A 23,126-nucleotide genomic window follows, 5' to 3' on the forward strand; every position below is an offset into this window, starting at 1 on the left:
CGGACCGAGGCAGCGCGCCGGCGCCAGCCGTCGACGGACCGACCACGCCGCCCTCAGCCCAGCGGCAGCACCGGTGCCCGCTGGTCGCCGAGCTCGTCCTCGCGCCACGGATCAGACCCGCGCAGCGCCAGCCCGAGCTGCACGAGCACGAACGCCACGTGCGGCTCGACGTCCGGGTCCCACGCGCCTTCGACCCCCAGGCCGAGCGACCCGAGTTCGTCGTCGGCCTCGTCGTGCACCGACAGTTCCCATCGGCCGTCACCCTGCTCGGTCACGACCGCCCACCGCGCGGTGGCGAACCGTCCGGTCACGCGGTCTTGAGGATGTCCGCTGTGAAGTTCTGCATGCGCTGCAGCAGGGCCTCACCCCGCGTCTTGATCGTCGCCGGCGGGTTCAGGTGCGGCGGCGCGATGCGGATCAGCAGCGGGCAGCCGAGGTCTTCGCAGATGTAGGTGCCGATGGTGTTGCCGTTCCGGCCGGCTTCGCCCGCGCGGGCCGCCGAGAACAGGCGCACCTGCGTGGCCGGCTGCGGGGAGTGGCAGAACGAGCACATCGCCGCGATGCCGGGGCGGAGCGACCCGCCGGCGGAGCGCACGACGATGCCGACGGCGCGGCCGTCGATCCACGAGACGATGTAGCCCCGGCGCGCGGCCTGCGGGTCGCGCCAGCCCAGGAACTCGCGCTCGTTCCAGAGCATCTCGTGCAGTCCCGGGATCGGGAGCTGGGCGAGTTCCTCGGGCGTGGCGTTGACGAACGACGATCGGATGTCGGCTTCGGTGAGCGGCTGCACGGTCCCCCTTCAGGCTGTGGACTCGACCACAGTACGCCCGGCCACCGACGTCCGGACCGAGCCAGGGCCTCCCGTCCGTCGGGTCCGGTTCAGGACAGCCTGGAGGCTCGGATCGCCGCGAGCGCGCTCGTCGCGTCCGCCACCAGGACGGCCCGGCGGACCGCGTCGCGTCCGATGCGGCGTGCGGCGGCGTCGTCGGCGGCGAACTCGACGAGGACGCGCGTCGAGCGCGCCATGGCGCGCGCACCGGGGATCCACGGGACAGCACGTTCGATGGACTCGGCGACCGCGACGGCGGCCGCATGGCGTTGTCGCAGGTGGGCGCGTTCGTGGGCGACCACGGCCTCCAGCTCGTCGGTGCGGAGTCGGTCGGCCAGGCCGGTGCTCACGAGGACACCACCGCTCCTCCCCGGGACAGCGCAGGCGAGGGCGTGCTCGGCCTCGACCACGGCGACGATGGTGCCGTCGATCTCGCGGTGTGGTGCGGCACCTGAGCGCATGGCCTCGCGGACGGCCCGGTGTTCCGCGCCGGGCCGGACCCGGACGGCGATGACGAAGGCGATGACCGCGAGGACGGCGACCCCGACGTTGAGCCCACGGGTGGGTGACTCGGCGAGGCCGAACGGGTCGGTGATCGGCCGGTTCGCGAGCACCACGGGTGCGATGCCGACGACGAAGCCGAGCGCCCCCAGGAGTACGGCAACCGACCAGGCGACCAGGGCGGTGCGCGGACGGTCGATCGTCCACGCGGACCGGGTCAGGACGCGCGGCGCGACGACGACGACCGCGAGTGCCAGCACGACGAGGACGACACCGGTCACGACCACGGGCGGGGGTCCGTCAGGAGCGGGCGCGGGCGTCGAGGGCGCGGCGCAGGACGTCGAGGTCGTCCGAGGCGAGGGAGCCCGTGAACTGCAGCAACGCGGCCTCGCGGTCCGATGCTGCGGCGAGGGCGGTCGACATCAGGGACGCGGTCTGCTCGTCACGGCTGTTCGTGGCACGGAAGGCCAGGGGCCCGTCGGTGCGCTGCTCACGTTCCACGGCACCCTTGCGGCCGAGGCGGTCGAGCACCGTGAGCACGGTCGTCAGCGCCGGGCGGGGCTCGGGCACGGCGTCGAGCACCTGCCGCGCGGTCATCGCGCCGTCGGCCGACCAGAGGGTGTCGAGCACCGCCTGCTCGAGCTGCCCACGGGGGCGCTGTCGTTGTCCTGCCACCCGAGCACTCTACGAGATGTCGAAGCCCCCGTGCTCGTCACATGCCCGTAACGCGGGGTCGGTATGCTCGCGACGGACAACTGAACACCGAGGCCGACCACCCGCCGCGGGAGACGTCGCCCGCCCTGCCGTTCACCGGCGGGCGCGCGACACCGAAGGAGCATCCTCCCCGTCAATCTCTCAGGTCCAACACCGCAGCGGACAGGCCACTCTGAAAAGCAGACGCTCCCGAGACCCACCGGGTCCGGACGTCTCGCCCACGGTGAAAGCCGCCGGACCTCACGGGCCGCGGTGAAACTCTCAGGCACATGACAGAGGGGGAGTTCCACCCGGCGATCGTCGTCGGGTGTCGCCCGACGTCCGTCGGGCCCGGCCCACGCCAGGAGAACTCCGCCATGTCCCCGTCCGACCTGCGCTCGTCCCCGCTCGACGCGGCACACGTCGCCGCCGGTGCCTCGTTCACCGACTTCGCCGGGTACCGCATGCCCGTGCGCTACTCGTCCGACCTCGCCGAGCACCACGCCGTGCGCCAGGCGGCCGGCGTGTTCGACCTGTCGCACATGGCCGAGATCGGCGTCTCCGGACCCGGCTCGGTCGCCTTCCTCGACCACGCGCTCGCCGGTGCCTTCGCGGCGATGACCGTCGGCCGTGCGAAGTACTCGCTCCTGCTCGCCGAGCACGGCGGGATCCTCGACGACCTGGTCGTGTACCGGGTGGAGGAGGACTCCTACCTCGTGGTCGCGAACGCCGCCAACCGCGACGTCGCCGTCGACGCCCTGCAGGACCGCGCCGCCGGCTTCGAGGTGGTGGTCACCGACGACTCCGACACGACGGCACTCGTCGCGATCCAGGGCCCCGCCGCGGCCGGCACGCTCGACGCCCTCGTCGTCGAGGACCGGCTGCAGCCCGAGACCCCGCTCGACGAGCTCCGCTACTACCGGGTCCTGCACGCGACGTTCGACGACGCCGAGGTGCTCATCGCCCGCACCGGGTACACCGGCGAGGACGGCTTCGAGATCTACAGCGACCCCGAGGTCGCACCGGCGATCTGGGACGCCCTGCTCGAGGCGGGGGCGTCCCGCGGGGTCGTGCCCGCCGGACTCGCCGCCCGGGACACCCTGCGGCTCGAGGCCGGGATGCCCCTCTACGGCCACGAGCTCTCGGTCGACACCCGTCCCGCCCAGGCCGGCCTCGGTCGTGTCGTGGCCACGGACGGCGACTTCGTCGGGGCGTCCGGCGTGCAGCCGGACCCCGACGCACCGGTGCTCGTCGGCCTGGTGATGGAGGGCCGCCGCGCCGCTCGCGCCGGCTACCCCGTCCTGCACGACGGGGTCGTCGTCGGCACCGTCACCTCCGGCGCACTCTCCCCGACGCTCGGCCACCCGGTCGCGATGGCGTTCGTCGCGCCGTCCGCCCTCGCCGAGGGACACGTCCTCCACATCGACGTCCGCGGCACGGCCATCCCCGCATCGGTCTCCGCGTTCCCCTTCTACCGCCGCGCATCGAAAGGCTGAGGCCATGACCGACCAGACCGCACTGCAGTACACCAAGGACCACGAGTGGCTCCTCGTCGAGGGCGACGTCGTCACCGTCGGCATCACGGACCACGCCGCCGAGCAGCTCGGTGACGTCGTCTTCGTCGAGCTGCCCGCCGTCGGCACCACCGCGACCGCCGGGCACCAGATCGGGGAGATCGAGTCCACCAAGAGCGTCGGCGAGCTCTTCGCACCGATCGAGGGCGAGGTCGTCGAGGTCAACGAGGCCGTCGTCGCCGCCCCCGACACCGTCAACCAGGACCCCTTCGGCGCCGGCTGGCTCGTGAAGCTCAAGGTCGAGGGCACCTCCTTCCCCGAGGACCTGATGGACCACGACACCTACCGGGCGTCCATCGCATGACGACCGACGACCAGAACCTGCAGACCACGTTCGCCGACCGCCACATCGGCACCACCACGGCCGATCAGCGCGTCATGCTCGAGACCGTCGGCCAGCCGTCGCTCGACGCCCTCGTCCGTACCGCCATCCCGGCGTCGATCCACGCCGAGCCCGTCGCCTCGTCCTCGATCTCGGCCGCGGTCGGCGAGACCGAGGCGCTCGCCGAGCTCCGCGCCATCGCGTCGCAGAACACCGTCCGCCGACCGATGATCGGCCTCGGCTACCACGGCACCCACACGCCCGCGGTGATCCAGCGCAACGTGCTCGAGAACCCGAGCTGGTACACGGCCTACACGCCGTACCAGCCGGAGATCTCGCAGGGCCGCCTGGAGGCCCTCATCAACTTCCAGACGATGGTCGCGGACCTCACGGGGATGGCCACCGCCGGGGCGTCGATGCTCGACGAGGGCACCGCCGTGGTCGAGGGCATGCTCCTCGCCCGCCGGGCCTCGAAGGTCAAGGGCGACGCGTTCCTGGTCGACCAGGACGTCCTCCCGCAGACCATGGCACTGCTCGAGAACCGGTCGGTCGCCGTCGGCATCACCCTCCGCGTCGTCGACCCGACCCGCGAGCTGACCGACGCCGAGGTCGACGGGGCCTTCGGCATCGTCCTGCAGTACCCGGGCGCCTCCGGCCGTGTCATCGACCCGAGTGCCGCCATCGAGCGCGTGCACGCCGGCGGGGGCATCGCCGTCGTCGCCGCCGACCTGCTCGCGATGACCCTGCTGAAGAGCCCGGGCGACCTCGGCGCGGACGTCGCCGTCGGCACGTCCCAGCGCTTCGGCGTCCCGCTCGGGTTCGGCGGTCCGCACGCCGGGTACCTCGCCGTCCGCGCGGGCCTGGAACGCCAGCTCCCCGGCCGGCTCGTCGGGGTGTCGTTCGACGCCGCCGGCAGCATGGCCTACCGCCTCAGCCTGCAGACCCGCGAGCAGCACATCCGCCGCGAGAAGGCGACGTCGAACATCTGCACCGCACAGGTGCTGCTCGCCGTGATGGCGTCGATGTACGCGGTCTACCACGGGCCAGAGGGCCTCCGCTTCATCGCGAACCGCGTCGCGCGGACGGCCACGGCGCTCGCCGACGCCGCCCGCACCGCGGGGGTCGAGGTCCTGCACGACGCCTTCTTCGACACCGTCACGCTCCGTCGTGCCGGTGGCGCGCAGGACATCGTGGCAGCCGCCGCCGAGCGCGGGTACCTGCTGCACCAGGTGGACGAGGACACCGTCTCCGTGTCGGCCGACGAGACCACCACGGCCGACGACGTCCGCGTGCTCGCCGACGTCCTGGCCGGCGGTGCCGGGCCGGACCAGCGCGCCGTCGAGACGGCCGTGCGGGACGCAGCCACGAGCCTCCCGTCCGCCCTCGCTCGCGAGAGCGAGTACCTGACGCACCCGGTGTTCAGCTCGTACCGCAGCGAGACCCGGATGATGCGCTACCTCAAGCACCTCGCCGACAAGGACTACGCGCTCGACCGCGGCATGATCCCGCTCGGCAGCTGCACGATGAAGCTCAACGCCGCCACCGAGATGGCGGCCGTCACGTGGCCGGAGTTCGCGAACGTCCACCCGTTCGCGCCGCGCTCCGACGTCGAGGGCTACCTCGGCATGATCGGCGACCTCGAGACCTGGCTGGCCGAGGTCACCGGGTACGACGCCGTCTCGATGCAGCCGAACGCGGGCAGCCAGGGCGAGCTCGCCGGCCTGCTCGCGATCCGCGGGTACCACCAGTCCCGCGGCGACCAGTCCCGCACGGTCTGCCTGATCCCGTCCAGCGCGCACGGCACGAACGCGGCGTCGGCGGTCCTCGCCGGCATGCGGGTCGTCGTCGTCGCGTGCGACGAGAACGGCAACGTCGACCTCGACGACCTCCGCGCGAAGACGGCCGAGCACGCCGACACCCTCGCGGCGCTGATGATCACGTACCCGTCCACCCACGGCGTCTACGAGCACGACATCCGCGACATCTGCGACGCCGTGCACGACGCCGGCGGCCAGGTCTACGTCGACGGCGCGAACCTCAACGCGCTGCTCGGGCACGCCCGGTTCGGCGACTTCGGCGGCGACGTCTCGCACCTGAACCTGCACAAGACCTTCTGCATCCCGCACGGCGGCGGCGGGCCCGGCGTGGGCCCCGTCGCGGCGAAGGCGCACCTCGCGGCGTTCCTGCCCGGTCACCCGATGGCCCAACAGGAGGACCGCCGCACCGGTGCCACCGCGGCGTCGTCCGACGACCGGCTGGCGCACGCCGGCGGACCCGTCTCGGCAGCGCCGTACGGCAGCCCGAGCATCCTGCCCATCACGTGGTCGTACGTCCGCATGATGGGCGTCGAGGGCCTCACCCGGGCGACCGAGGTGGCGGTCCTCGGGGCGAACTACATCGCCGCGCGACTCCGTGACGCCTTCCCGGTGCTCTACACGGGGGAGTCCGGCCTGGTCGCGCACGAGTGCATCCTCGACCTCCGGCCCCTCCGCGACGCCACGGGCATCACGGTCGACGACGTCGCCAAGCGCCTGGTCGACTACGGCTTCCACGCCCCGACCATGTCGTTCCCCGTCGCGGGCACGCTCATGGTCGAGCCGACTGAGAGCGAGGACCTGGCGGAGCTCGACCGCTTCGTCGACGCCATGCTCGCGATCCGCGCTGAGGCCGACGCCGTCCAGCGGGGCGAGTGGCCCGCGGACGACAACCCGCTCGTCGGGGCGCCGCACACCGCCTCCTCCGTGATCTCGGGGGAGTGGGAGCACGCCTACACGCGGGAGCAGGCCGTGTACCCGCTGCCGGGCATGACCGACCGGAAGTACTGGCCGCCGGTGCGCCGCATCGACCAGGCGTACGGGGACCGCAACCTGGTGTGCGCCTGCCCGCCGATCGAGGCCTTCGCGTGATCCAGCGCTGACGCCTGCTCGCTGGGCGCCCGCACGCCCGTAGGCCTGCACGCCTGCACGCCTGCACGCCTGTGGGCTGTCCGCCCGCACGACCACGACGGCCCGGAGCCCCACGGCTCCGGGCCGTCGTCGTGTGCCCGGCACCCCCACCCCCGGCTGTCCACCCTGGACATGCACTGCGAACGATGCAGACGCAACGAACCCGCATGTTGCACCGTGAAACGCGCGGATGTTGCACCCCACCGCAACGATCATGCAAGTTGGTTACCAGCGTGTAACCGTTCGTTCCAGCATTTGGTGGGTCCTCAGCGCTCTGCCTACAGTGCAGAGGTCAAACGTGCCTGGTGACACCTCTGTGCCCGGCGCGTCCCATGCACCAGGAGGAACTCTTGATCAAGAAGCGCGCTGGGCTCGCAGCCCTCGCCGTGCTCGGGGCCACAGCAATCGCCCTGGCCGGCTGCTCCAGCAACGGTGGCGGCAATGGCTCGGGCTCCGGCTCCGGCAACGGTGGCGGGTCCTCGGACTCGTCCGGCATCGTCACCACGAACGGCAGCGAGCCCCAGAACCCGCTCATCCCCTCGAACTCCACCGAGACCGGTGGCGGCAAGATCATCAACTCGATCTTCGAGGGTCTCCGCTCCTACGACGCCGACGGCAAGCCGGTGAACGAGGTCGCGAAGAGCATCACCACCGACGACTCGAAGACGTTCGACATCAAGCTCAACACGGGCTGGACGTTCACGAACGGCGAGAAGATCACCGCCGAGTCCTTCACGAAGGCGTGGAACTGGGCGGCGCAGAAGTCGAACGCCCAGGGCGCGAGCTACTTCTTCGAGAACATCGAGGGCTTCGACGCGGACAAGGACGCCGAGCTCACGGGCCTCAAGGTCAAGAGCGACGACGAGTTCACCGTGACGCTCAAGGCGGCGCAGTCGGACTTCCCGCTCTCGCTCGGCTACTCGGCCTTCGTGCCGCTGCCGTCGGTCTTCTACGACGACACCAAGGCGTTCGGTGAGAACCCGATCGGCAACGGTCCGTACAAGCTCGCGAGCAAGACGGCCTGGACCCACAACCAGAACATCAAGCTCGTCACGAACAAGGACTACGAGGGCAAGCGCAAGCCGAAGAACGGTGGTCTGACGATCACGTTCTACACCTCGCAGGACACCGCGTACTCCGACGCCCAGGGCGGCAACCTCGACGTCCTCGACGCCGTGCCGGACAGCGCCTTCCAGACCTACAAGTCGGACTTCCCCGACTCGAACGTCAACCAGCCGGCCGCCATCTTCCAGGCGATCTACCTGCCCTACTACCTCGACCACTGGAAGGGTGAAGAGGGCCAGCTCCGCCGCGAGGCGATCTCGCTGTCGATCAACCGCAAGCAGATCACCAACAAGATCTTCGACGGCACCCGCACCCCGGCCAAGGACTTCACCTCCCCGGTGATCGACGGCTGGACCGGCGACCTCAAGGGCTCCGACGTCCTGCAGTACAACAAGTCGGAGGCGAAGAAGCTGTGGGCCAAGGCCAACGCCATCTCGCCGTACAACGACACCCTCACCATCACGTACAACGCTGACGGTGGCCACGAGGCATGGGTGACCGCGGTCACGAACAGCATCTCGAACACGCTGGGCATCAAGGCCGAGGGCAACGCGATCCCGACGTTCCAGGAAGCCCTGGACCTGCAGACGAACGACAAGCTCAAGGGCGGAAGCCGCACCGGTTGGCAGGCCGACTACCCGTCGCTGTACAACTTCCTCGGCCCGACCATGGGTGACGGTTCGTCGAACAACTACTCGCGCTACGACTCGGCCGAGTACAACTCGCTGCTCAAGCAGGGTCAGTCCGCCGAGAACGTCGAGGCCGGCAACAAGATCTTCGACCAGGCCCAGGAGCTCCTGCTCAAGGACCTGCCCGAGATCCCGCTCTGGTACTCCAACGTGACCGGTGTCTGGTCCGCCGACAACGTGTCGAACGTCAAGTTCGGCTGGGACTCGGTGCCGCAGTACTACGACATCGAGGTCAAGAAGAAGTAACACCGGTCACGTACGTGACCCAGGGTCTTCGCTGACGACCCACCGCGGGCAGGTATATCCTGCCTCGCGACCACCGGACGGGGGTTCGGGGACCACGGTCCCCGAGCCCCCGTACCACGGCGGCAACACCTTCCCCCACCACGCGGGCGCCGCCGCCCGCACCGGACACCCGTGCCGACCCTCGGACCGTCCACCCCTCCACGACATGAACCTGATCACGACCGCTCGGAACCAGGCAGGGATCTGATGCTCTGGTACCTCGGCAAGCGCCTCCTCCAACTGATCCCCGTGTTCTTCGGGGCGACGTTCCTCATCTACTTCATGGTGTTCTCCCTGCCCGGCGACCCGATCGCCGCGCTGTTCGGGGACCGCCAGCCCTCTCCGCAGGTGATCGAGCAGCTGCGTCAGCAGTACAACCTCGACAAGCCGTTCCTCGTGCAGTACCTGCTCTGGATCGGCGGTGTGTTCCGCGGCGACCTCGGTCTGACCTACTCGGGTCTGCCCGTCAGCCAGCAGCTCGCGCAGGCGTTCCCGATCACGGCGCGACTCGCGATCCTGGCCCTCGTCTTCGAGGCCGTCGCCGGCATCGTCGTCGGTGTCATCGCCGGGCTCAAGAAGGGCAAGTGGTTCGACGCCACCGCGCTCGTCGTGTCGCTGCTGCTCATCTCGGTGCCGACCTTCGTCGTCGGCTTCGTGCTGCAGTACGTCTTCGGCATCAAGCTCGCCCTGTTCCGCGTGACGGTGTCCGGCGAAGCCCCCTGGTCTGAGCTCGTGCTGCCCGCACTCGTGCTCGCGTCGGTGTCGTTCGCGTACATCGTGCGTCTGACCCGCGCCAGCGTCGCCGAGAACATGAGCGCCGACTTCGTCCGCACCGCGACGGCCAAGGGCCTGCCGCGTCGTCGGGTGATCGGGGTGCACATCTTCCGCAACTCGCTCATCCCCGTGGTGACGTACCTCGGCATCGACATCGGCAACCTGATGGTCGGCGCGATCGTGACCGAGGGCATCTTCAACATCCACGGTGTCGGCGGCACGGTCTACCAGGCCGTCAAGCTCGGCCAGGGCCCCACCGTGGTGTCCTTCGTCGCCGTGATGGTCATCATCTTCATGCTCGCCAACCTCCTGGTCGACCTGCTCTACGCCGTCCTGGACCCGAGGATCCGCTATGCCAAGTAACACGGAATCGCGCTCGGCGACGCACTTCGTCGCCCCGCTCGAGGAGACGCCGCTCCAGGCGATCGACAACGTCAACGAGGACGAGAAGGCCCGGTCCCTGTGGACCGACGCCTGGGAGTCCATGCGCAGCCGCCCGACCTTCTGGATCTCCTCGGTGCTGATCGTCCTGATCATCGTCGTGGCGGTCTTCCCCGGGCTGTTCACGCACGTCGACCCGCGGGCCTCGAACCTCGACAACAGCGACGAGGGGCCGCGCGCCGGACACCTCCTCGGGTTCACGCGCCAGGGCTACGACACGTACGCCCGCGTGATCTGGGGTGCCAGGAACTCGCTCATCGTCGGCATCGTGGCCACCGTGCTGGTGACCGCCGTCGGCGTCGTGATCGGTGCCCTCGCCGGGTTCTTCGGCGGCTGGCTCGACACGATCGTGTCCCGCATCGGTGACATCTTCTTCTCGATCCCGACCGTCCTCGGCGCCATCGTGATCATGTCCGTCATCCCGGCCCGCAACCCCATCACGGTGTCGCTGGTGCTCGCGGCCTTCGCCTGGCCGCAGATCGCCCGCATCATGCGCGGCGCGGTCCTCAGCGCCAAGCAGGCCGACTACGTGACGGCGTCCGAGGCACTCGGTGTCAGCCGGATGAAGGTGCTCGTGCGCCACGTGGTCCCGAACTCCCTCGCCCCGGTCATCGTCGTCGCGACGGTCTCGCTCGGCACGTTCATCGTCGCCGAGGCCACCCTGTCGTTCCTCGGCATCGGCCTGCCGCCGTCGTCCCTCAGCTGGGGCCTCGACATCGGCACCGCGCAGTCGTCGATCCGCACCAACCCGGCGACCATCTTCTGGCCGTCGGCAGCCCTGTCCATCACCGTGCTCGCGTTCCTGCTCCTCGGAGACGTGGTCCGCGACGCACTCGACCCGAAGGCGAGGGCCCGCCGATGAGCGAGACGCTGACCGAGCCGGCCGCCCGCCGTACCCGCGGCGACGGCGCCCCGCTCCTCGAGATCTCCGGCCTGGAGATCGGCTTCAAGACCCAGGGCGGCTTCGTTCAGGCCGTCCGCGGCGTCGACCTCACCCTCGAGCAGGGCGAACGCCTCGCGATCGTGGGGGAGTCCGGCTCCGGCAAGTCCACCAGCGCGCAGGCGATCATCAAGCTGCTGCCCGGCGCCGGGCAGGTGACCGGTGGGTCGATCAAGTTCAACGGTCGCGAGCTCGTCGGCCTCTCAGACAAGGAGATGTCGGAGATCCGCGGCAAGGAGATCGGCTACGTCCCGCAGGACCCGATGTCGAACCTCAACCCGCTGTGGACCATCGGGTTCCAGGTCGAGGAGGCGATCCGTGCGAACGGCATGGCCTCCGGCAAGAAGGCCGTCCGCGAGCGTGCGATCGAGGTGCTGCAGGAGGCTGGCCTCGGCGACGCCGCGACCCGCCTGAAGCAGTACCCGCACGAGTTCTCCGGCGGCATGCGCCAGCGCGTGCTCATCGGCATCGGCCTGTCGAGCCGTCCGCAGCTGCTCATCGCCGACGAGCCCACCAGCGCACTCGACGTCACCGTGCAGCGCGTGATCCTCGACCACCTCGAGACCCTGACGCGCGACTTCGGCACGAGCGTGCTCTTCATCACGCACGACCTCGGCCTCGCCGCCGAGCGCGCCGAGAAGCTCGTCGTGATGTACAAGGGCCAGGTCGTCGAAGCGGGGCCGTCGAAGGAGATCCTCGGCAACCCGCAGCACCCGTACACGCAGCGCCTCGTCGCCGCGGCGCCCTCGCTCGCGAGCCGCCGCATCCAGTCGAAGGTGCAGCACCAGCGGGTCGACATCGCCGACGTCGGCAGCGACGACGCCGAGCTGATCGCCCGCGCCCAGCAGCGCGAGCACCAGCCGACGCGGGACCTCATCGTGGTGAAGAACCTCGAGAAGGTCTACAAGCTGCGCGGCAAGAACCTCGCCTCGCGCGAGCTCAAGGCCGTCGACGACGTGTCGTTCTCGATCCCGAAGGGCACCACCACGGCGCTCGTCGGCGAGTCCGGGTCGGGCAAGTCGACCGTTGCCAAGCTCGTCCTGCAGCTCGAGGGCATCACGAGCGGCACGGTGCAGTTCGACGGCATCGACATCGGAGCGCTGAAGGGCAAGGAGCTCTTCGACTTCCGCCGCCGTGTCCAGCCGGTGTTCCAGGACCCGTACGGCTCCCTCGACCCGATGTACAACGTCGGGAACACCATCGCGGAGCCGCTCGTCACGCACAGCATCGGGGACAAGGCCTCGCGCCGTGCCCGCGTCCGTGAGCTCCTCGACCAGGTCGCCCTGCCGGCGTCCATGGTGAACCGCTACCCGAACGAGCTCTCCGGCGGGCAGCGGCAGCGCATCGCCGTCGCGCGTGCGCTCGCGCTGAAGCCCGAGGTCATCGTCCTCGACGAGGCGGTCTCGGCGCTCGACGTGCTCGTGCAGGGCCAGATCCTCGACCTGCTCACCGAGCTGCAGTCGGAACTCGGTCTGACCTACCTGTTCATCACGCACGACCTCGCCGTCGTCCGCCTGGTCGCGGACAACGTCTGCGTCATGCGCCAGGGACGGATCGTGGAGACGGCGACGACCGACGAGGTCTTCGCCAACCCGCGCGAGCAGTACACGCAGGACCTCCTGGCGGCCATCCCCGGCGCCGGGTTCGAGTTCGGTCGCTGACCCGCACCTCCCGCACCACACGGAACGCGCCGCCCCGGCTCCGGGACGGCGCGTTCCGTCGTCCTGGGGACCCGGACGGGAGGCCCGCCCCACGTCGCGCAGACCGGGACCGGACCGAACTCCCCGGCTCGGTCCCGCGGCGCTGGCGGTCAGACCAGGGTCAGAGGCGCGCGCCGGCCATGCTGCCGGCGATGCCGAGCACGATGAGCGCGACGATCGCCCAGCCGTGCACCCGGTGCACGATCGGGGCAGCCGTCACCGTCGCCGGGGAGCACCCACGTGCTCGACCGGAGCCGGCACCCGCGCGCGGATCTCGTCGGCCGCAGCGGCGACGCTGACGGGCACCGGGCCTCCTGGCTGTCCGATCGCGAGCCGCGCCGTCGGGCGCGGTGCGATCCAGACGCGCTGTTCGCCCTGGTCGGTGACGATCTCGAGCCCGTACTTCGACCGGACGTCCTTGACTCGTCGCCACGCGAAGCGGGTGGTGCGACGGACGTCGACGACGACGAGTTCGTCCTCGGTGAGCTCGATGCGTGGTCGCCAGAGCACGACCCAGGCGAACCAGGCGGTGAACAGGGACGGCACCGGCACCAGCCAGGCGGCGCGGAGGCCGTTGGCGGCCAGTCCGATGACGACGAGGGCGACGGCGACGACCCAGAGGACGACGGCGAGGCGGCGCATGTTCGTCGCGACGATCCGGGTGGGCATGGGTCAAGCGTAGGAGACCGCGGGCCCGTGGTCCCCCCATCGGGAAGGCCCGCTGATCAGCGCGTCACTCGACGAGCTGCTCGATCTGCTCGCGGATGACCTCGGCACGCGGGAACCGGACGCCGACCAGGCCGACGTGGCGCCAGCGCACCAGGCCGTCCGGACCGATCACGAACACCGAGCGGCGCAGGCCCAGACCGGGGGCGCGGACGCCGTACGCCCGGATGACGTCACCGCTGACGTCGGAGAGCAGGGGGAAGGTGAGCGACGAGTCGCGAGCGAAGTCCTCGTGCGAGTCGAGCCCCTGGGGGCTGATGCCCCACACGACGGCGCCGAGGTCGCGGAAGTCGTCGAGCTCCTGCTGGTACGAGCAGAGCTGCGCGGTGCAGATGGGGGTGGCGTCACCCGGGTAGAAGGCGAGGACGACGGGACGGCCGACCTCGGCCGCGAGCGTGTACTCGCCGTCGGTGCGGACGCCGTCGCGGACGATCATGCCGGGCAGGGTGAAGCCCGGTGCCGCGGAACCGGTCTCGGGGATGGCCATCGTGCAACAGTACGGTCCGGGTCCACGACGGGGCATCAGCCGCACTGTGGAAGTCCTGCGAGGGCGCACACCGGATCGACCGGGACGACGAGAGGGGCCGGACGCAGTGCGCCCGGCCCCTCCCTGTCTGTCCGTCGGTGGCTACTTGGTGAAGCCGACCTTCGTCCAGTCGATGTTCTGCGCACCCGCGAACGCGCCGTAGTTGGCGAGCTTCGGGTTCTGTGCGACCAGCGCGGGCTTCGCGGTGATCGGCATCGAGTGCCCGATCGACCAGACCTGCTTGTCGATCTTGTTCCAGATGACGTTGGCCTTGTCCGAGTCGGGCTCGGACAGCGCCTGCTTCGTCAGCGTGTCGATCGCACTCGAGCTGACACGGCCGTAGTTCTGGCCGGTGGCACCCGAGGTGTAGATCGTCGCCGCGCTGGAGTGGAACCCGGTGCCGCCCCAGACGAAGATCGTCATGTCGTAGTTGCCGGGGGTGACGTACTGCTCAAAGAAGTCGTCGGTGGCGACCGACTTCAGCGTGAGCTTCACGCCGATCTCCTTCAGCTGCTGCTGCATGACCTGCGCCAGCTGCTGCGAGACCGGGGCGCCGGACGGGATCGTGATGGCGATCGCGAGCTGCTTGCCGCCCTTGGTGCGGTAGGTGCCGTCCGTCTTCCACCCGTCGTCGTCCAGCAGCTTCTTCGCCTTCTCGACGTCGAAGTCGCCGTTCGGCTTGGTGTTCGACTTGTAGCCCTTGTCGGTGGACAGGAACAGGTGGTTGTCGAGCGTGCCCAGCTTGTAGGGCAGGGTGCCGCCGATGACCTGGGCCAGGGCGTCCCGGTTCACGGCGTGCTGGATCGCCAGCCGGAGCTGCTTGTCCTTGAGCAGGCCGTTCGTCGAGAAGTCGACGTGGGTGTACTGCGCGGACGTCGAGGCGAGGATCTTCGTGTTCTTCGCGTTCTTCACCCGGTCGAAGCGCTCCGACGTCGTCGTGAGGACGGAGTCGATCTCCTTGTTGAGGTACGCGTCCACGTCAGCGTTGCCGTCCAGGGACCGGAAGATCACCTGGTCGAGCTTCGGCTTCTCGCCCCACCAGTTGTCGTCGGGCTTCATCGTGACGGTGCCGGCGGTCTCGTTGAGATCGGTGATCTCGTACGGCCCGGACGAGACCGGGACCTTCCCCTTGTAGCCGTTGTTGAACTGGTCAGGGGTGCTGGTCTGGCTGGCCGGGTACAGCGGGCTGAAGAGCGACTTCCAGTCCGAGAACGGGGTGCCGAACTTGACCACGACGTCCTTGTCGGTCGCGCCCTTGGTCACGGAGTCGATGTCCTCGTAGCCGGTCGAGCCGGCGATCAGGTAGGACTTGTCCGTGCCGTTGGTGGTCTTCCACTCGTTCTCGAAGTCCCGCCAGGTGATCTCCGAGCCGTCGCTCCACTTGGCTGCGTCGTTGATCGTGTACGCGATCGTGAGCGGGTCGTCGCTGGTGACCTCGGCCTTCGACACGTAGTCGGTGTTGAGCGTCGGAGCGCCCTTGCCGTCGATCGTGTAGATGTACGGCATCGTCGCCTGCTCGATGGTGTTCGCGTCCACCAGTGGACCGTCGACCTGGTTGTAGTTCCACTGCGAGATCCACTGCGAGATCGGCAGACGGAGGGTGCCGCCGTCTTCGAGGTCCGACGCGGGCTTCGCGTTGATCTGGGCCGAGGTCGGCAGCGTCTTCTTGCCGGAGTCGCTGGACGCGGACCCGCTGGACCCACCCGATCCGCCCGAGCAACCGGTGACGGCGAGCGCGATTCCGGCGAGGGCCGCCGTCACCGCGAGGACTTTCCTGTGCTTCATGTGGTTCCCCTCTGGAAGTTGTCGTTGAGCCTAAGGCCCTCCAGCGGGGGTGGTGGGCATTTCCGGTATCCGACGTACTTTCGTTACGCGGCGGGCTGGGACATGACATGTGCCGGAAACAAACGAGGCCCTATGGTGGCCTCCATGATCCGCTTCCTGGCGCGTCGATTCGTGTACTACGTCGTGCTCGTGTTCCTCGCGACCTCGCTGACCTACTTCCTCGCGTCAGCGACGTTCAGCCCCCGCTCCGTCTACGCGCAGCGGAACCCCGCGCCGTCGGCACAGGTGATCGACGCCAAGCTCGACGACATCGGTGTCAACGACAAGACCCCGGTGGTGATCCGCTACACGCACTGGCTCGACGGCGTCGCGCACGGCGACCTCGGCCAGACGATCCAGGACCGCTCGGTGAACGAACAGTTCTTCCCGCGTCTGGGGGTGAGCCTCCGGCTGCTGCTCGTCGGGTCGGTGGCGGGGATCGTGCTCGGCGTGCTCGTCGGCGTGTGGAACGCGATCCGGCAGTACAAGATCTCGGACCGGGTGAGCGCGGCGATCTCGATCGTGCTGTTCTCCACCCCCGTGTTCCTGACCGCCGTGTTCCTGAAGATCGGCGCGACGAAGCTGAACCAGGACGCCGGCAGTCAGCTCATCAACTTCACCGGGGAGGCGACGCCCGGGCTCGACGGATCGGCCTGGACGCTGCTGGTGGACCGCGGCGCGCACCTGCTGCTGCCGACCATCTCGATCGCCGTCGGGCTCATCGCCATCTACAGCCGGTACCAGCGAGCGACGATGCTCGACGTCCTCGGCTCGGACTTCCTCCGGACAGCCCGGGCGAAGGGGCTCACGCGGGGTCGTGCCACCTTCAAGCACGGCCTGCGAACCGCACTGATCCCGATGACGACGCTCTTCGCCTACGGGTTCCTCGGCATCCTGACCGGAGCGACCCTGACCGAGAAGATCTTCGCGTGGAACGGGCTCGGCTCGTGGTTCATCGACGCGGTGAACAACAACGACGTGAACGTCGTGACGGCGTACACGCTGTTCGCCGCGGTGGTGGTGCTGATCGCCGGGTTCCTCGCCGACGTCGCGACCGCCGCGCTGGACCCGCGCGTCAGGAGGGCATGACATGACCGACACCCGGATCGAACCCGTCGACCCGACGCTCGTCGCGCGGAGTGACACGCCTGCCCGACCGACGCGCCAGGGCAACCGCTTCCTGCAGACCACGCGGCGGCTCTTCATGAACCGCGGCGCCGGCATCGGCGTGGTCGTCGTGCTCCTGCTCTTCGCGTTCGCGTTCATCGGCCCGCTGGTGAGCCCGTGGCAGTACTCGCAGATCGACTACACGTCGTTCACCCGACCGCCGAGCGCCGCGCACTGGTTCGGCACGAACGGCATCGGCCAGGACGTCTTCGCGCAGACCGCTCGCGGCATGCAGAAGAGCCTGCTGATCGGGCTGCTCGTCGCCGTGTTCTCGACCGCGATCGCGGCGATCACGGGTGCGGCCGCCGGCTACTTCGGCGGCTGGGTCGACCGCCTCGTGATGTTCTTCGTCGACATGCTGCTCGTGCTGCCGTCGTTCCTCATCATCGCGATCATCAGCCCCCGGATCCAGAACGCCGGGTGGATCGTCCTCGTGGTCCTCATCACGGTCTTCGGCTGGATGATCACGGCCCGCGTGGTCCGCGCGATGACCCTGTCGGTCAAGGAGCGTGAGTTCGTCCGGGCCGCCCGCTACATGGGGATCGGGCCCTTCCGGATCATCTTCCGGCACATCCTGCCGAACGTGGCGTCCTTCCTGATCATCGACGGCACGATCCAGGTCGCGACCGCGGTGCTCGGTGAGACGACGCTGAGCTACTTCGGCTTCGGCGTCCAGGCACCCGACGTGTCGCTCGGCACCCTGATCGCGCAGAACCAGGACAGCGCGCTGACCAGCCCGTGGCTGTTCTACTTCGCAGCCGGCGCGCTGGTCATCTTCGCGATCGCGGCCAACCTGATCGGCGACGGTCTCCGCGACGCGCTCGACCCGACCTCGACGACCGGCAAGCGCGAGAAGCGCAACCGCCGTCGTGACCAGAACCAGGCGGCCGTGGACGTGGCCGCGTTGAACACACAGGCCGGTTCCGGCGCATGACCGCCGGACGGACGACCGGGGAAGCAGCATGAGCACCATCACGAACGGGTCGGCCACGACGTCGACCACCACCGCCGAGCCGATCCTGCGGGTACGCGACCTGCACGTCCGCTTCCCGACGCCACGCGGGACCGTGCACGCGGTCCGCGGTGTCGACCTCGAACTCCGCCGCGGGGAGGTCCTGGGCATCGTCGGCGAGTCCGGGTCCGGCAAGTCGGTGACGAGCATGGCCGTCCTCGGACTGCTGCCCGACACCACGAAGGTCACCGGCTCCGTCGAGCTCGACGGCGAGGAGCTCCTCGGCCGCTCGGACAAGCAGATGAGCCGACTCCGCGGCGACAAGGTGGCGATGGTCTTCCAGGACCCCCTGTCCGCCTTCACGCCGGTGTACACGATCGGCGACCAGATCGCGGAGACTGTCCGACTGCACCGCGGTGCCTCCAAGGCAGATGCACGCGCCCGCGCGATCGAGCTCCTCGGACTGGTCGGCATCCCCGAGCCCGCCCGCCGCGTCGACGCCTTCCCGCACGAGTTCTCCGGTGGCATGCGTCAGCGCGCGATGATCGCCATGGCGATGGCGAACGACCCCGACGTGATCCTGGCCGACGAGCCCACCACGGCGCTCGACGTCACGATCCAGGCGCAGATCATCGAGGTGCTCAGGACCGCTCAGCGCGAGACCGGTGCCGCGCTGGTGTTCGTCAGCCACGACCTCGGGGTCATCGCGGGCATCGCCGACCGGATCGCCGTCATGTACGCCGGTCGGATCGTCGAGACGGCCACCGCCGAGGAACTGTTCGCCCGTCCGCGCATGCCGTACACGATCGGGCTCATCGGGGCGCTCCCGCGGCTCGATGCCCGCGACCGCTCACCGCTCGTCCCGATCCCCGGCTCGCCGCCGTCGCTCATCGGGCTGCCGGACGCCTGCCCGTTCGCGGCGCGGTGCCCGCTGGTCAGCGAGGTCTGCCGGTCGAGTGAACCGGTCCTCGCACCTCCGGTCGGCATCGGCGTCGCCGCCGTCGACGCGGCCGCCGGCATCGACACCGGGACGGCACCCGCCGGCACCGCCACCGCTGGCGCCGGCGCGTCGCACTCGCACGCCGCCGGCCACACCGCGGCGTGCCACCGCACGGCCGAGGTCGCCGCAGCCCACGCGGACGCCGGCCGGATCTTCACCCTGCCCGTCATCCCGGAGCACGCCGCCACGGTCGACGCGTCCCGCACCGAGCGTGAACCGGTCGTGCACGTCGAGGGCCTCACGAAGACGTTCCCGCTCGTCAAGGGCGCGGTCTTCCGTCGGAAGGTCGGCGACGTCTACGCCGTGGACGGGGTCGACCTCGACATCCGCCGCGGCGAGACCCTCGGGCTCGTGGGGGAGTCCGGTTCGGGCAAGTCGACCACCCTGCACCAGCTGATGGACCTCGAGCGTCCCGAGGCCGGCACCGTCGAGCTGTTCGGCGAGTCCCTCGCCGACGCCACGGCCCGTGGAGCTGCGGGCACGCGGGCGCTCCGGCAGCGGATCTCGATGGTGTTCCAGGACCCGTCCGCCAGCCTCGACCCGCGCATGTCCGTCTACGACGTCGTCGCGGAACCGCTCCGTGCGATCGGTGCCCCGACGTCACGGATCGACGAGCGGGTGCCGGAACTGCTCGGGCTCGTCGGACTGCAGGCCGCCGAGGCCGATCGCTACCCGCACGAGTTCTCCGGCGGACAGCGGCAGCGCATCTCCATCGCACGTGCCCTCGCGGTGGAACCGGACCTCGTCGTGCTCGACGAGCCCGTCTCGGCGCTCGACGTGTCGATCCAGGCCGGCGTGCTCAACCTGCTCGCCGAGCTCAAGGCGCGCCTCGGGCTCTCGTACCTGTTCGTCTCGCACGACCTGTCGGTCATCCGGCACGTCGCCGACCGCGTCAGCGTGATGTACCTCGGCCGCACGGTCGAGGAGGGCGCCGTCGACGAGGTCTTCGAACGCCCGATGCACCCGTACACGGCGGCGCTGATGTCAGCCGTTCCGGTGCCGGACCCGGTCGTCGAGCGGTCGCGCACGACGATCCTGCTGCCCGGCGACCCGCCCAGCCCGACCGAGCGTCCGACCGGCTGCCGGTTCCGCTCGCGCTGCCCGCTCTACGCGATCCTCCCGGAGGCGGAACGCCGCCGCTGCGAGGAGGAGGCGCCGGAGAAGGCGCCCCGCCGCGGCGAGGACGTCGACCACCGGGCGGCCTGCCACTACCCGGAGAAGGTCGCGTCCATCGCGGCGTAGCCACGGACCAGACGGGAGGCGGTGCGCACGACGTGTGCACCGCCTCCCGTCCGTCCGTGGTCCCGTGACCACCCGGACGAGCGCGCGCGGGGATCGCCCGTCGCTCCCGGACAGCGGGTCAGGAGAAGAGCGCGGGGAACGCGTGTGCCACCCACGGGTACCCGACGAACACCGCCGCGTCGAGCAGGCAGTGCGTGACGACGAGCGGCATCAACCGGCCCCACTTCGTGTAGATCCAGCCGAACACGACGCCCATGACGGCGTTCCCGACGAACGCGCCGAAGCCCTGGTACAGGTGGTAGCTCCCGCGGAGCACGGCCGTCGACAGGATGACCTGCCAGCGCCCCCAGCCGATCTCCCCGAGGCGGGCGTACAGGTACCCGATCACGATGACCTCCTCCTGCAGCCCGGACCGGACGGCCGAGAGCAGCAGGACGGGGACCGTCCACCGGTACGAGCCGAGCGCCGCCGGGTCGACGTCCACGGTGAACCCGAGCGCCCGGCCGGTGAAGTAGAGCGCGAGCCCCGGGATCCCGATGCACAGGGCGATGAGCACCGGGCCGCCGAGGTCGGGCTTCACGCGGAAGCGGTCGATGCCGAGCCGGGACAGGTGCGGACGCCGGGCACTCCAGAGGAGGTAGCAGACCAGCGCGACCGGGGCCAGGTCCACCGCGATCCCGACGAGCTGCCGCGCCAGGTCGACGTACTGCACGGTGGTCGTCGACGAGTTCAGCGCCGTGGACTGCTGCCCGAGCGGGGTCGTCTGCGACAGGTCGTCGATGATCTGGAGCACCGAGTACAGCGCGCTCCCGCCCAGCGAGAGCATCAGGACGATCGTGATCTCGATCCACGTTCGCCGTCGGCTCATCTGCGGTACTCCTGTCGGTTGCGAACTACCGGTAGACTGGCGTGTCGGGCGTTCTGCCCACGGGTGCGGTGCCGATCGACCAACGGGGTTGATCACCAGCTGGCCCGACACTCTCCCAGAAATTGAAGGATGTCCTGTATGGCGCTCGCCACCCGGTCCGACCTGCGCAACGTCGCCATCGTGGCACACGTCGACCACGGCAAGACCACCCTCGTCGACGCGATGCTCACGCAGACCAACTCGTTCGACGCCCACTTCGAGGGCGAAGACCGCATGATGGACTCGAACGACCTCGAGCGCGAGAAGGGCATCACGATCCTCGCGAAGAACACGTCGGTGCTCTACAACGGCAAGCACGCGACCGAGTTCGGCGCGGACGGCCCCATCACCATCAACGTGATCGACACGCCCGGCCACGCCGACTTCGGTGGTGAGGTCGAGCGCGGCCTCTCCATGGTCGACGGTGTCGTGCTGCTCGTCGACGCCTCCGAAGGTCCCCTGCCCCAGACCCGCTTCGTGCTGCGCAAGGCGCTCGCCGCGAAGCTCCCGGTGATCCTGCTCGTCAACAAGACGGACCGGCCCGACTCCCGCATCGACGAGGTCGTCTCCGAGTCCCAGGACCTGCTCCTCGGCCTCGCCTCCGACCTGTCGGACGAGGTCGACGACCTCGACCTCGACGCGATCCTCGACGTCCCGGTGGTCTACGCCTCGGGTCGCAACGGCGCCGCGTCGCGCAACAAGCCGAACGACGGCGAGCTGCCCGACAACGACGACCTCGAGCCGCTGTTCGAAGCGATCCTCCAGCACGTCCCGGCCCCGAAGTACGACGACGAGCACCCGCTGCAGGCGCACGTCACGAACCTCGACGCCTCCCCGTTCCTCGGTCGCCTGGCGCTCCTGCGCATCTTCCACGGCACCATGAAGAAGGGCCAGACGGTCGCGTGGGTCAAGCACGACGGCACCGTCGTCAACGCCCGCATCACCGAGCTCCTCATCACGAAGGCGCTCGACCGCTACCCCGCCGAGTCCGCTGGCCCCGGTGACATCGTCGCTGTCGCCGGCTTCGACACGATCACCATCGGCGAGACCCTGACCGACCCCGAGGACGTCCGCCCGCTGCCGACCATCACGGTCGACGACCCGGCGATCTCGATGACGATCGGCACGAACACCAGCCCGCTCGTCGGCAAGGTCAAGGGCCACAAGCTGACCGCCCGCATGGTCAAGGAGCGCCTCGACCGCGAGCTGGTCGGCAACGTCTCGCTCAAGGTCCTCGACATCGGCCGCCCCGACGCGTGGGAGGTCCAGGGTCGTGGTGAGCTCGCACTCGCCATCCTGGTCGAGCAGATGCGTCGCGAGGGCTTCGAGCTCACCGTCGGCAAGCCGCAGGTCGTCACGAAGCGTGACGAGAACGGCAAGCTGCAGGAGCCGTACGAGCACATGACGATCGACACGCCGGAGGAGTACCTCGGCGCGATCACGCAGCTCATGGCCGCTCGCAAGGGCCGCATGGAGAACATGACGAACCACGGCACCGGCTGGGTGCGCATGGAGTTCATCGTCCCGTCGCGCGGCCTGATCGGCTTCCGCACGTCGTTCCTCACGGAGACCCGCGGCACCGGCATCGCCAACGCGATCTTCCACGGCTACGACGAGTGGGCCGGTGCGATCCAGACCCGCATCAACGGCTCGATCGTCTCCGACCGCTCCGGTGTGGTGACGCCGTTCGCCATCACGAACCTCCAGGAGCGGATGTCGTTCTTCGTCAACCCGACCGAAGAGGTCTACGAGGGCATGGTCATCGGCGAGAACTCGCGCGCCGACGACATGGACGTGAACATCACCAAGGAGAAGAAGCTCACCAACATGCGGTCGGCCAACGCCGACACGTTCGAGTCGATGACGCCGTCGCGTCAGCTCTCGTTGGAGGAGTGCCTCGAGTTCGCCCGTGAGGACGAGTGCGTCGAGGTCACCCCCGCCGCCGTGCGCATCCGCAAGGTCGAGCTCGACGCATCGGCTCGCCAGCGCTCCTACGCGCGTCTCAAGCGCCAGGACGCGTAGCC

At 69.6% G+C, this 23,126-nt stretch carries 19 protein-coding genes and 1 riboswitch; of the genes, 11 read left to right on the forward strand and 8 right to left on the reverse strand.

All coding sequences use genetic code 11. The features are described from left to right. Nucleotides 1-53: 53 nt before the first annotated feature. The 4 genes from OVA28_RS08670 to OVA28_RS08685 form a co-directional block, all read right to left on the reverse strand. The gene (locus OVA28_RS08670) at nt 54-311 is read right to left on the reverse strand and encodes a hypothetical protein (protein WP_268096629.1); all 258 of its coding nucleotides are present in this window, start codon (nt 309-311) and stop codon (nt 54-56) included. Beyond that, entirely contained in the window at nt 308-790 is a 483-nt protein-coding gene (locus OVA28_RS08675) for an FBP domain-containing protein (RefSeq protein ID WP_194660572.1), read from the reverse strand. The genes OVA28_RS08670 and OVA28_RS08675 overlap by 4 nt, the downstream gene beginning before the upstream one ends. An 89-nt stretch (nt 791-879) precedes the next feature. Continuing rightward, entirely contained in the window at nt 880-1,617 is a 738-nt protein-coding gene (locus OVA28_RS08680) for a M56 family metallopeptidase (RefSeq protein ID WP_268096631.1), read from the reverse strand. A 13-nt stretch (nt 1,618-1,630) separates the two neighbouring features. Beyond that, nucleotides 1,631-2,005: a BlaI/MecI/CopY family transcriptional regulator gene (locus OVA28_RS08685; protein WP_194660574.1), complete on the reverse strand. Its 375-nt coding sequence runs from the start codon at nt 2,003-2,005 to the stop codon at nt 1,631-1,633. Between the two features lie 97 nt (nt 2,006-2,102). Beyond that, a riboswitch (glycine riboswitch) is annotated at nt 2,103-2,210 on the forward strand. Between the two features lie 190 nt (nt 2,211-2,400). On the opposite strand from OVA28_RS08685, the gene gcvT reads away from it, so the two are divergent. From gcvT to OVA28_RS08720, 7 genes are all read left to right on the forward strand, one after another. Continuing rightward, nucleotides 2,401-3,519 carry a glycine cleavage system aminomethyltransferase GcvT gene (gene gcvT / locus OVA28_RS08690; protein WP_268098182.1) on the forward strand — a complete coding sequence of 373 codons (1,119 nt, stop codon included), beginning with the start codon at nt 2,401-2,403 and terminating at the stop codon, nt 3,517-3,519. Between the two features lie 4 nt (nt 3,520-3,523). Then, the gene (gene gcvH, locus OVA28_RS08695) at nt 3,524-3,901 is read left to right on the forward strand and encodes a glycine cleavage system protein GcvH (protein WP_071272241.1); all 378 of its coding nucleotides are present in this window, start codon (nt 3,524-3,526) and stop codon (nt 3,899-3,901) included. Continuing rightward, complete coding sequence (gcvP, locus tag OVA28_RS08700; RefSeq protein ID WP_268096632.1) at nt 3,898-6,825, forward strand: aminomethyl-transferring glycine dehydrogenase; 2,928 nt, start codon at nt 3,898-3,900, stop codon at nt 6,823-6,825. The genes gcvH and gcvP overlap by 4 nt, the downstream gene beginning before the upstream one ends. Nucleotides 6,826-7,214: 389 nt before the next feature. Continuing rightward, nucleotides 7,215-8,864, forward strand: a complete 1,650-nt coding sequence (locus OVA28_RS08705) for a peptide ABC transporter substrate-binding protein (RefSeq protein ID WP_268096633.1) — start codon at nt 7,215-7,217, stop codon at nt 8,862-8,864. 246 nt (nt 8,865-9,110) lie between these two features. Then, nucleotides 9,111-10,040, forward strand: a complete 930-nt coding sequence (locus tag OVA28_RS08710; RefSeq protein ID WP_268096634.1) for an ABC transporter permease — start codon at nt 9,111-9,113, stop codon at nt 10,038-10,040. After that, nucleotides 10,030-10,980: an ABC transporter permease gene (locus OVA28_RS08715; RefSeq protein WP_268096635.1), complete on the forward strand. Its 951-nt coding sequence runs from the start codon at nt 10,030-10,032 to the stop codon at nt 10,978-10,980. Before OVA28_RS08710 ends, OVA28_RS08715 begins: the two co-directional genes overlap by 11 nt. After that, nucleotides 10,977-12,719, forward strand: coding sequence for a dipeptide ABC transporter ATP-binding protein (locus OVA28_RS08720; RefSeq protein WP_268096636.1), 1,743 nt, complete (start codon nt 10,977-10,979; stop codon nt 12,717-12,719). The genes OVA28_RS08715 and OVA28_RS08720 overlap by 4 nt, the downstream gene beginning before the upstream one ends. A 255-nt stretch (nt 12,720-12,974) precedes the next feature. On the opposite strand, the gene OVA28_RS08725 is transcribed toward OVA28_RS08720, so the two are convergent. The 3 genes from OVA28_RS08725 to OVA28_RS08735 form a co-directional block, all read right to left on the reverse strand. Continuing rightward, on the reverse strand, nt 12,975-13,427 hold the full coding sequence (locus tag OVA28_RS08725; protein ID WP_268096637.1) for a PH domain-containing protein: 453 nt from the start codon (nt 13,425-13,427) through the stop codon (nt 12,975-12,977). Between the two features lie 64 nt (nt 13,428-13,491). After that, entirely contained in the window at nt 13,492-13,971 is a 480-nt protein-coding gene (locus OVA28_RS08730) for a peroxiredoxin (RefSeq protein ID WP_268096638.1), read from the reverse strand. Between the two features lie 141 nt (nt 13,972-14,112). Continuing rightward, on the reverse strand, nt 14,113-15,795 hold the full coding sequence (locus OVA28_RS08735; RefSeq protein ID WP_268096639.1) for an ABC transporter family substrate-binding protein: 1,683 nt from the start codon (nt 15,793-15,795) through the stop codon (nt 14,113-14,115). A 144-nt stretch (nt 15,796-15,939) separates the two neighbouring features. Here OVA28_RS08735 and OVA28_RS08740 point away from each other — a divergent pair, with 144 nt between their 5' ends. Genes OVA28_RS08740 through OVA28_RS08750 form a run of 3 tightly spaced genes read left to right on the forward strand, consistent with a single transcriptional unit; the run spans nt 15,940 to nt 20,195 of the window. Then, nucleotides 15,940-16,923 (forward strand): ABC transporter permease, encoded by a 984-nt coding sequence (locus OVA28_RS08740; protein ID WP_194660583.1) that lies wholly within the window; start codon nt 15,940-15,942, stop codon nt 16,921-16,923. A gap of 1 nt (nt 16,924) precedes the next feature. Then, a complete protein-coding gene (locus tag OVA28_RS08745; protein WP_194660584.1) occupies nt 16,925-17,935 on the forward strand; it encodes an ABC transporter permease in 1,011 nt (336 codons plus the stop codon). A 28-nt stretch (nt 17,936-17,963) separates the two neighbouring features. Next, the gene (locus OVA28_RS08750; RefSeq protein ID WP_268096640.1) at nt 17,964-20,195 is read left to right on the forward strand and encodes a dipeptide ABC transporter ATP-binding protein; all 2,232 of its coding nucleotides are present in this window, start codon (nt 17,964-17,966) and stop codon (nt 20,193-20,195) included. 118 nt (nt 20,196-20,313) lie between these two features. Here the strand turns inward: OVA28_RS08750 and OVA28_RS08755 are convergent, their stop codons facing one another. Next, entirely contained in the window at nt 20,314-21,063 is a 750-nt protein-coding gene (locus OVA28_RS08755; protein ID WP_268096641.1) for a CPBP family intramembrane glutamic endopeptidase, read from the reverse strand. Between the two features lie 138 nt (nt 21,064-21,201). Between OVA28_RS08755 and typA the strand changes: the two genes are divergently transcribed. After that, nucleotides 21,202-23,124, forward strand: a complete 1,923-nt coding sequence (typA, locus tag OVA28_RS08760) for a translational GTPase TypA (RefSeq protein ID WP_027464562.1) — start codon at nt 21,202-21,204, stop codon at nt 23,122-23,124. Nucleotides 23,125-23,126 lie beyond the last annotated feature (2 nt).

Origin of the sequence: Curtobacterium sp. SL109 (assembly GCF_026672405.1) — a bacterium.
GTDB lineage: Bacteria > Actinomycetota > Actinomycetes > Actinomycetales > Microbacteriaceae > Curtobacterium.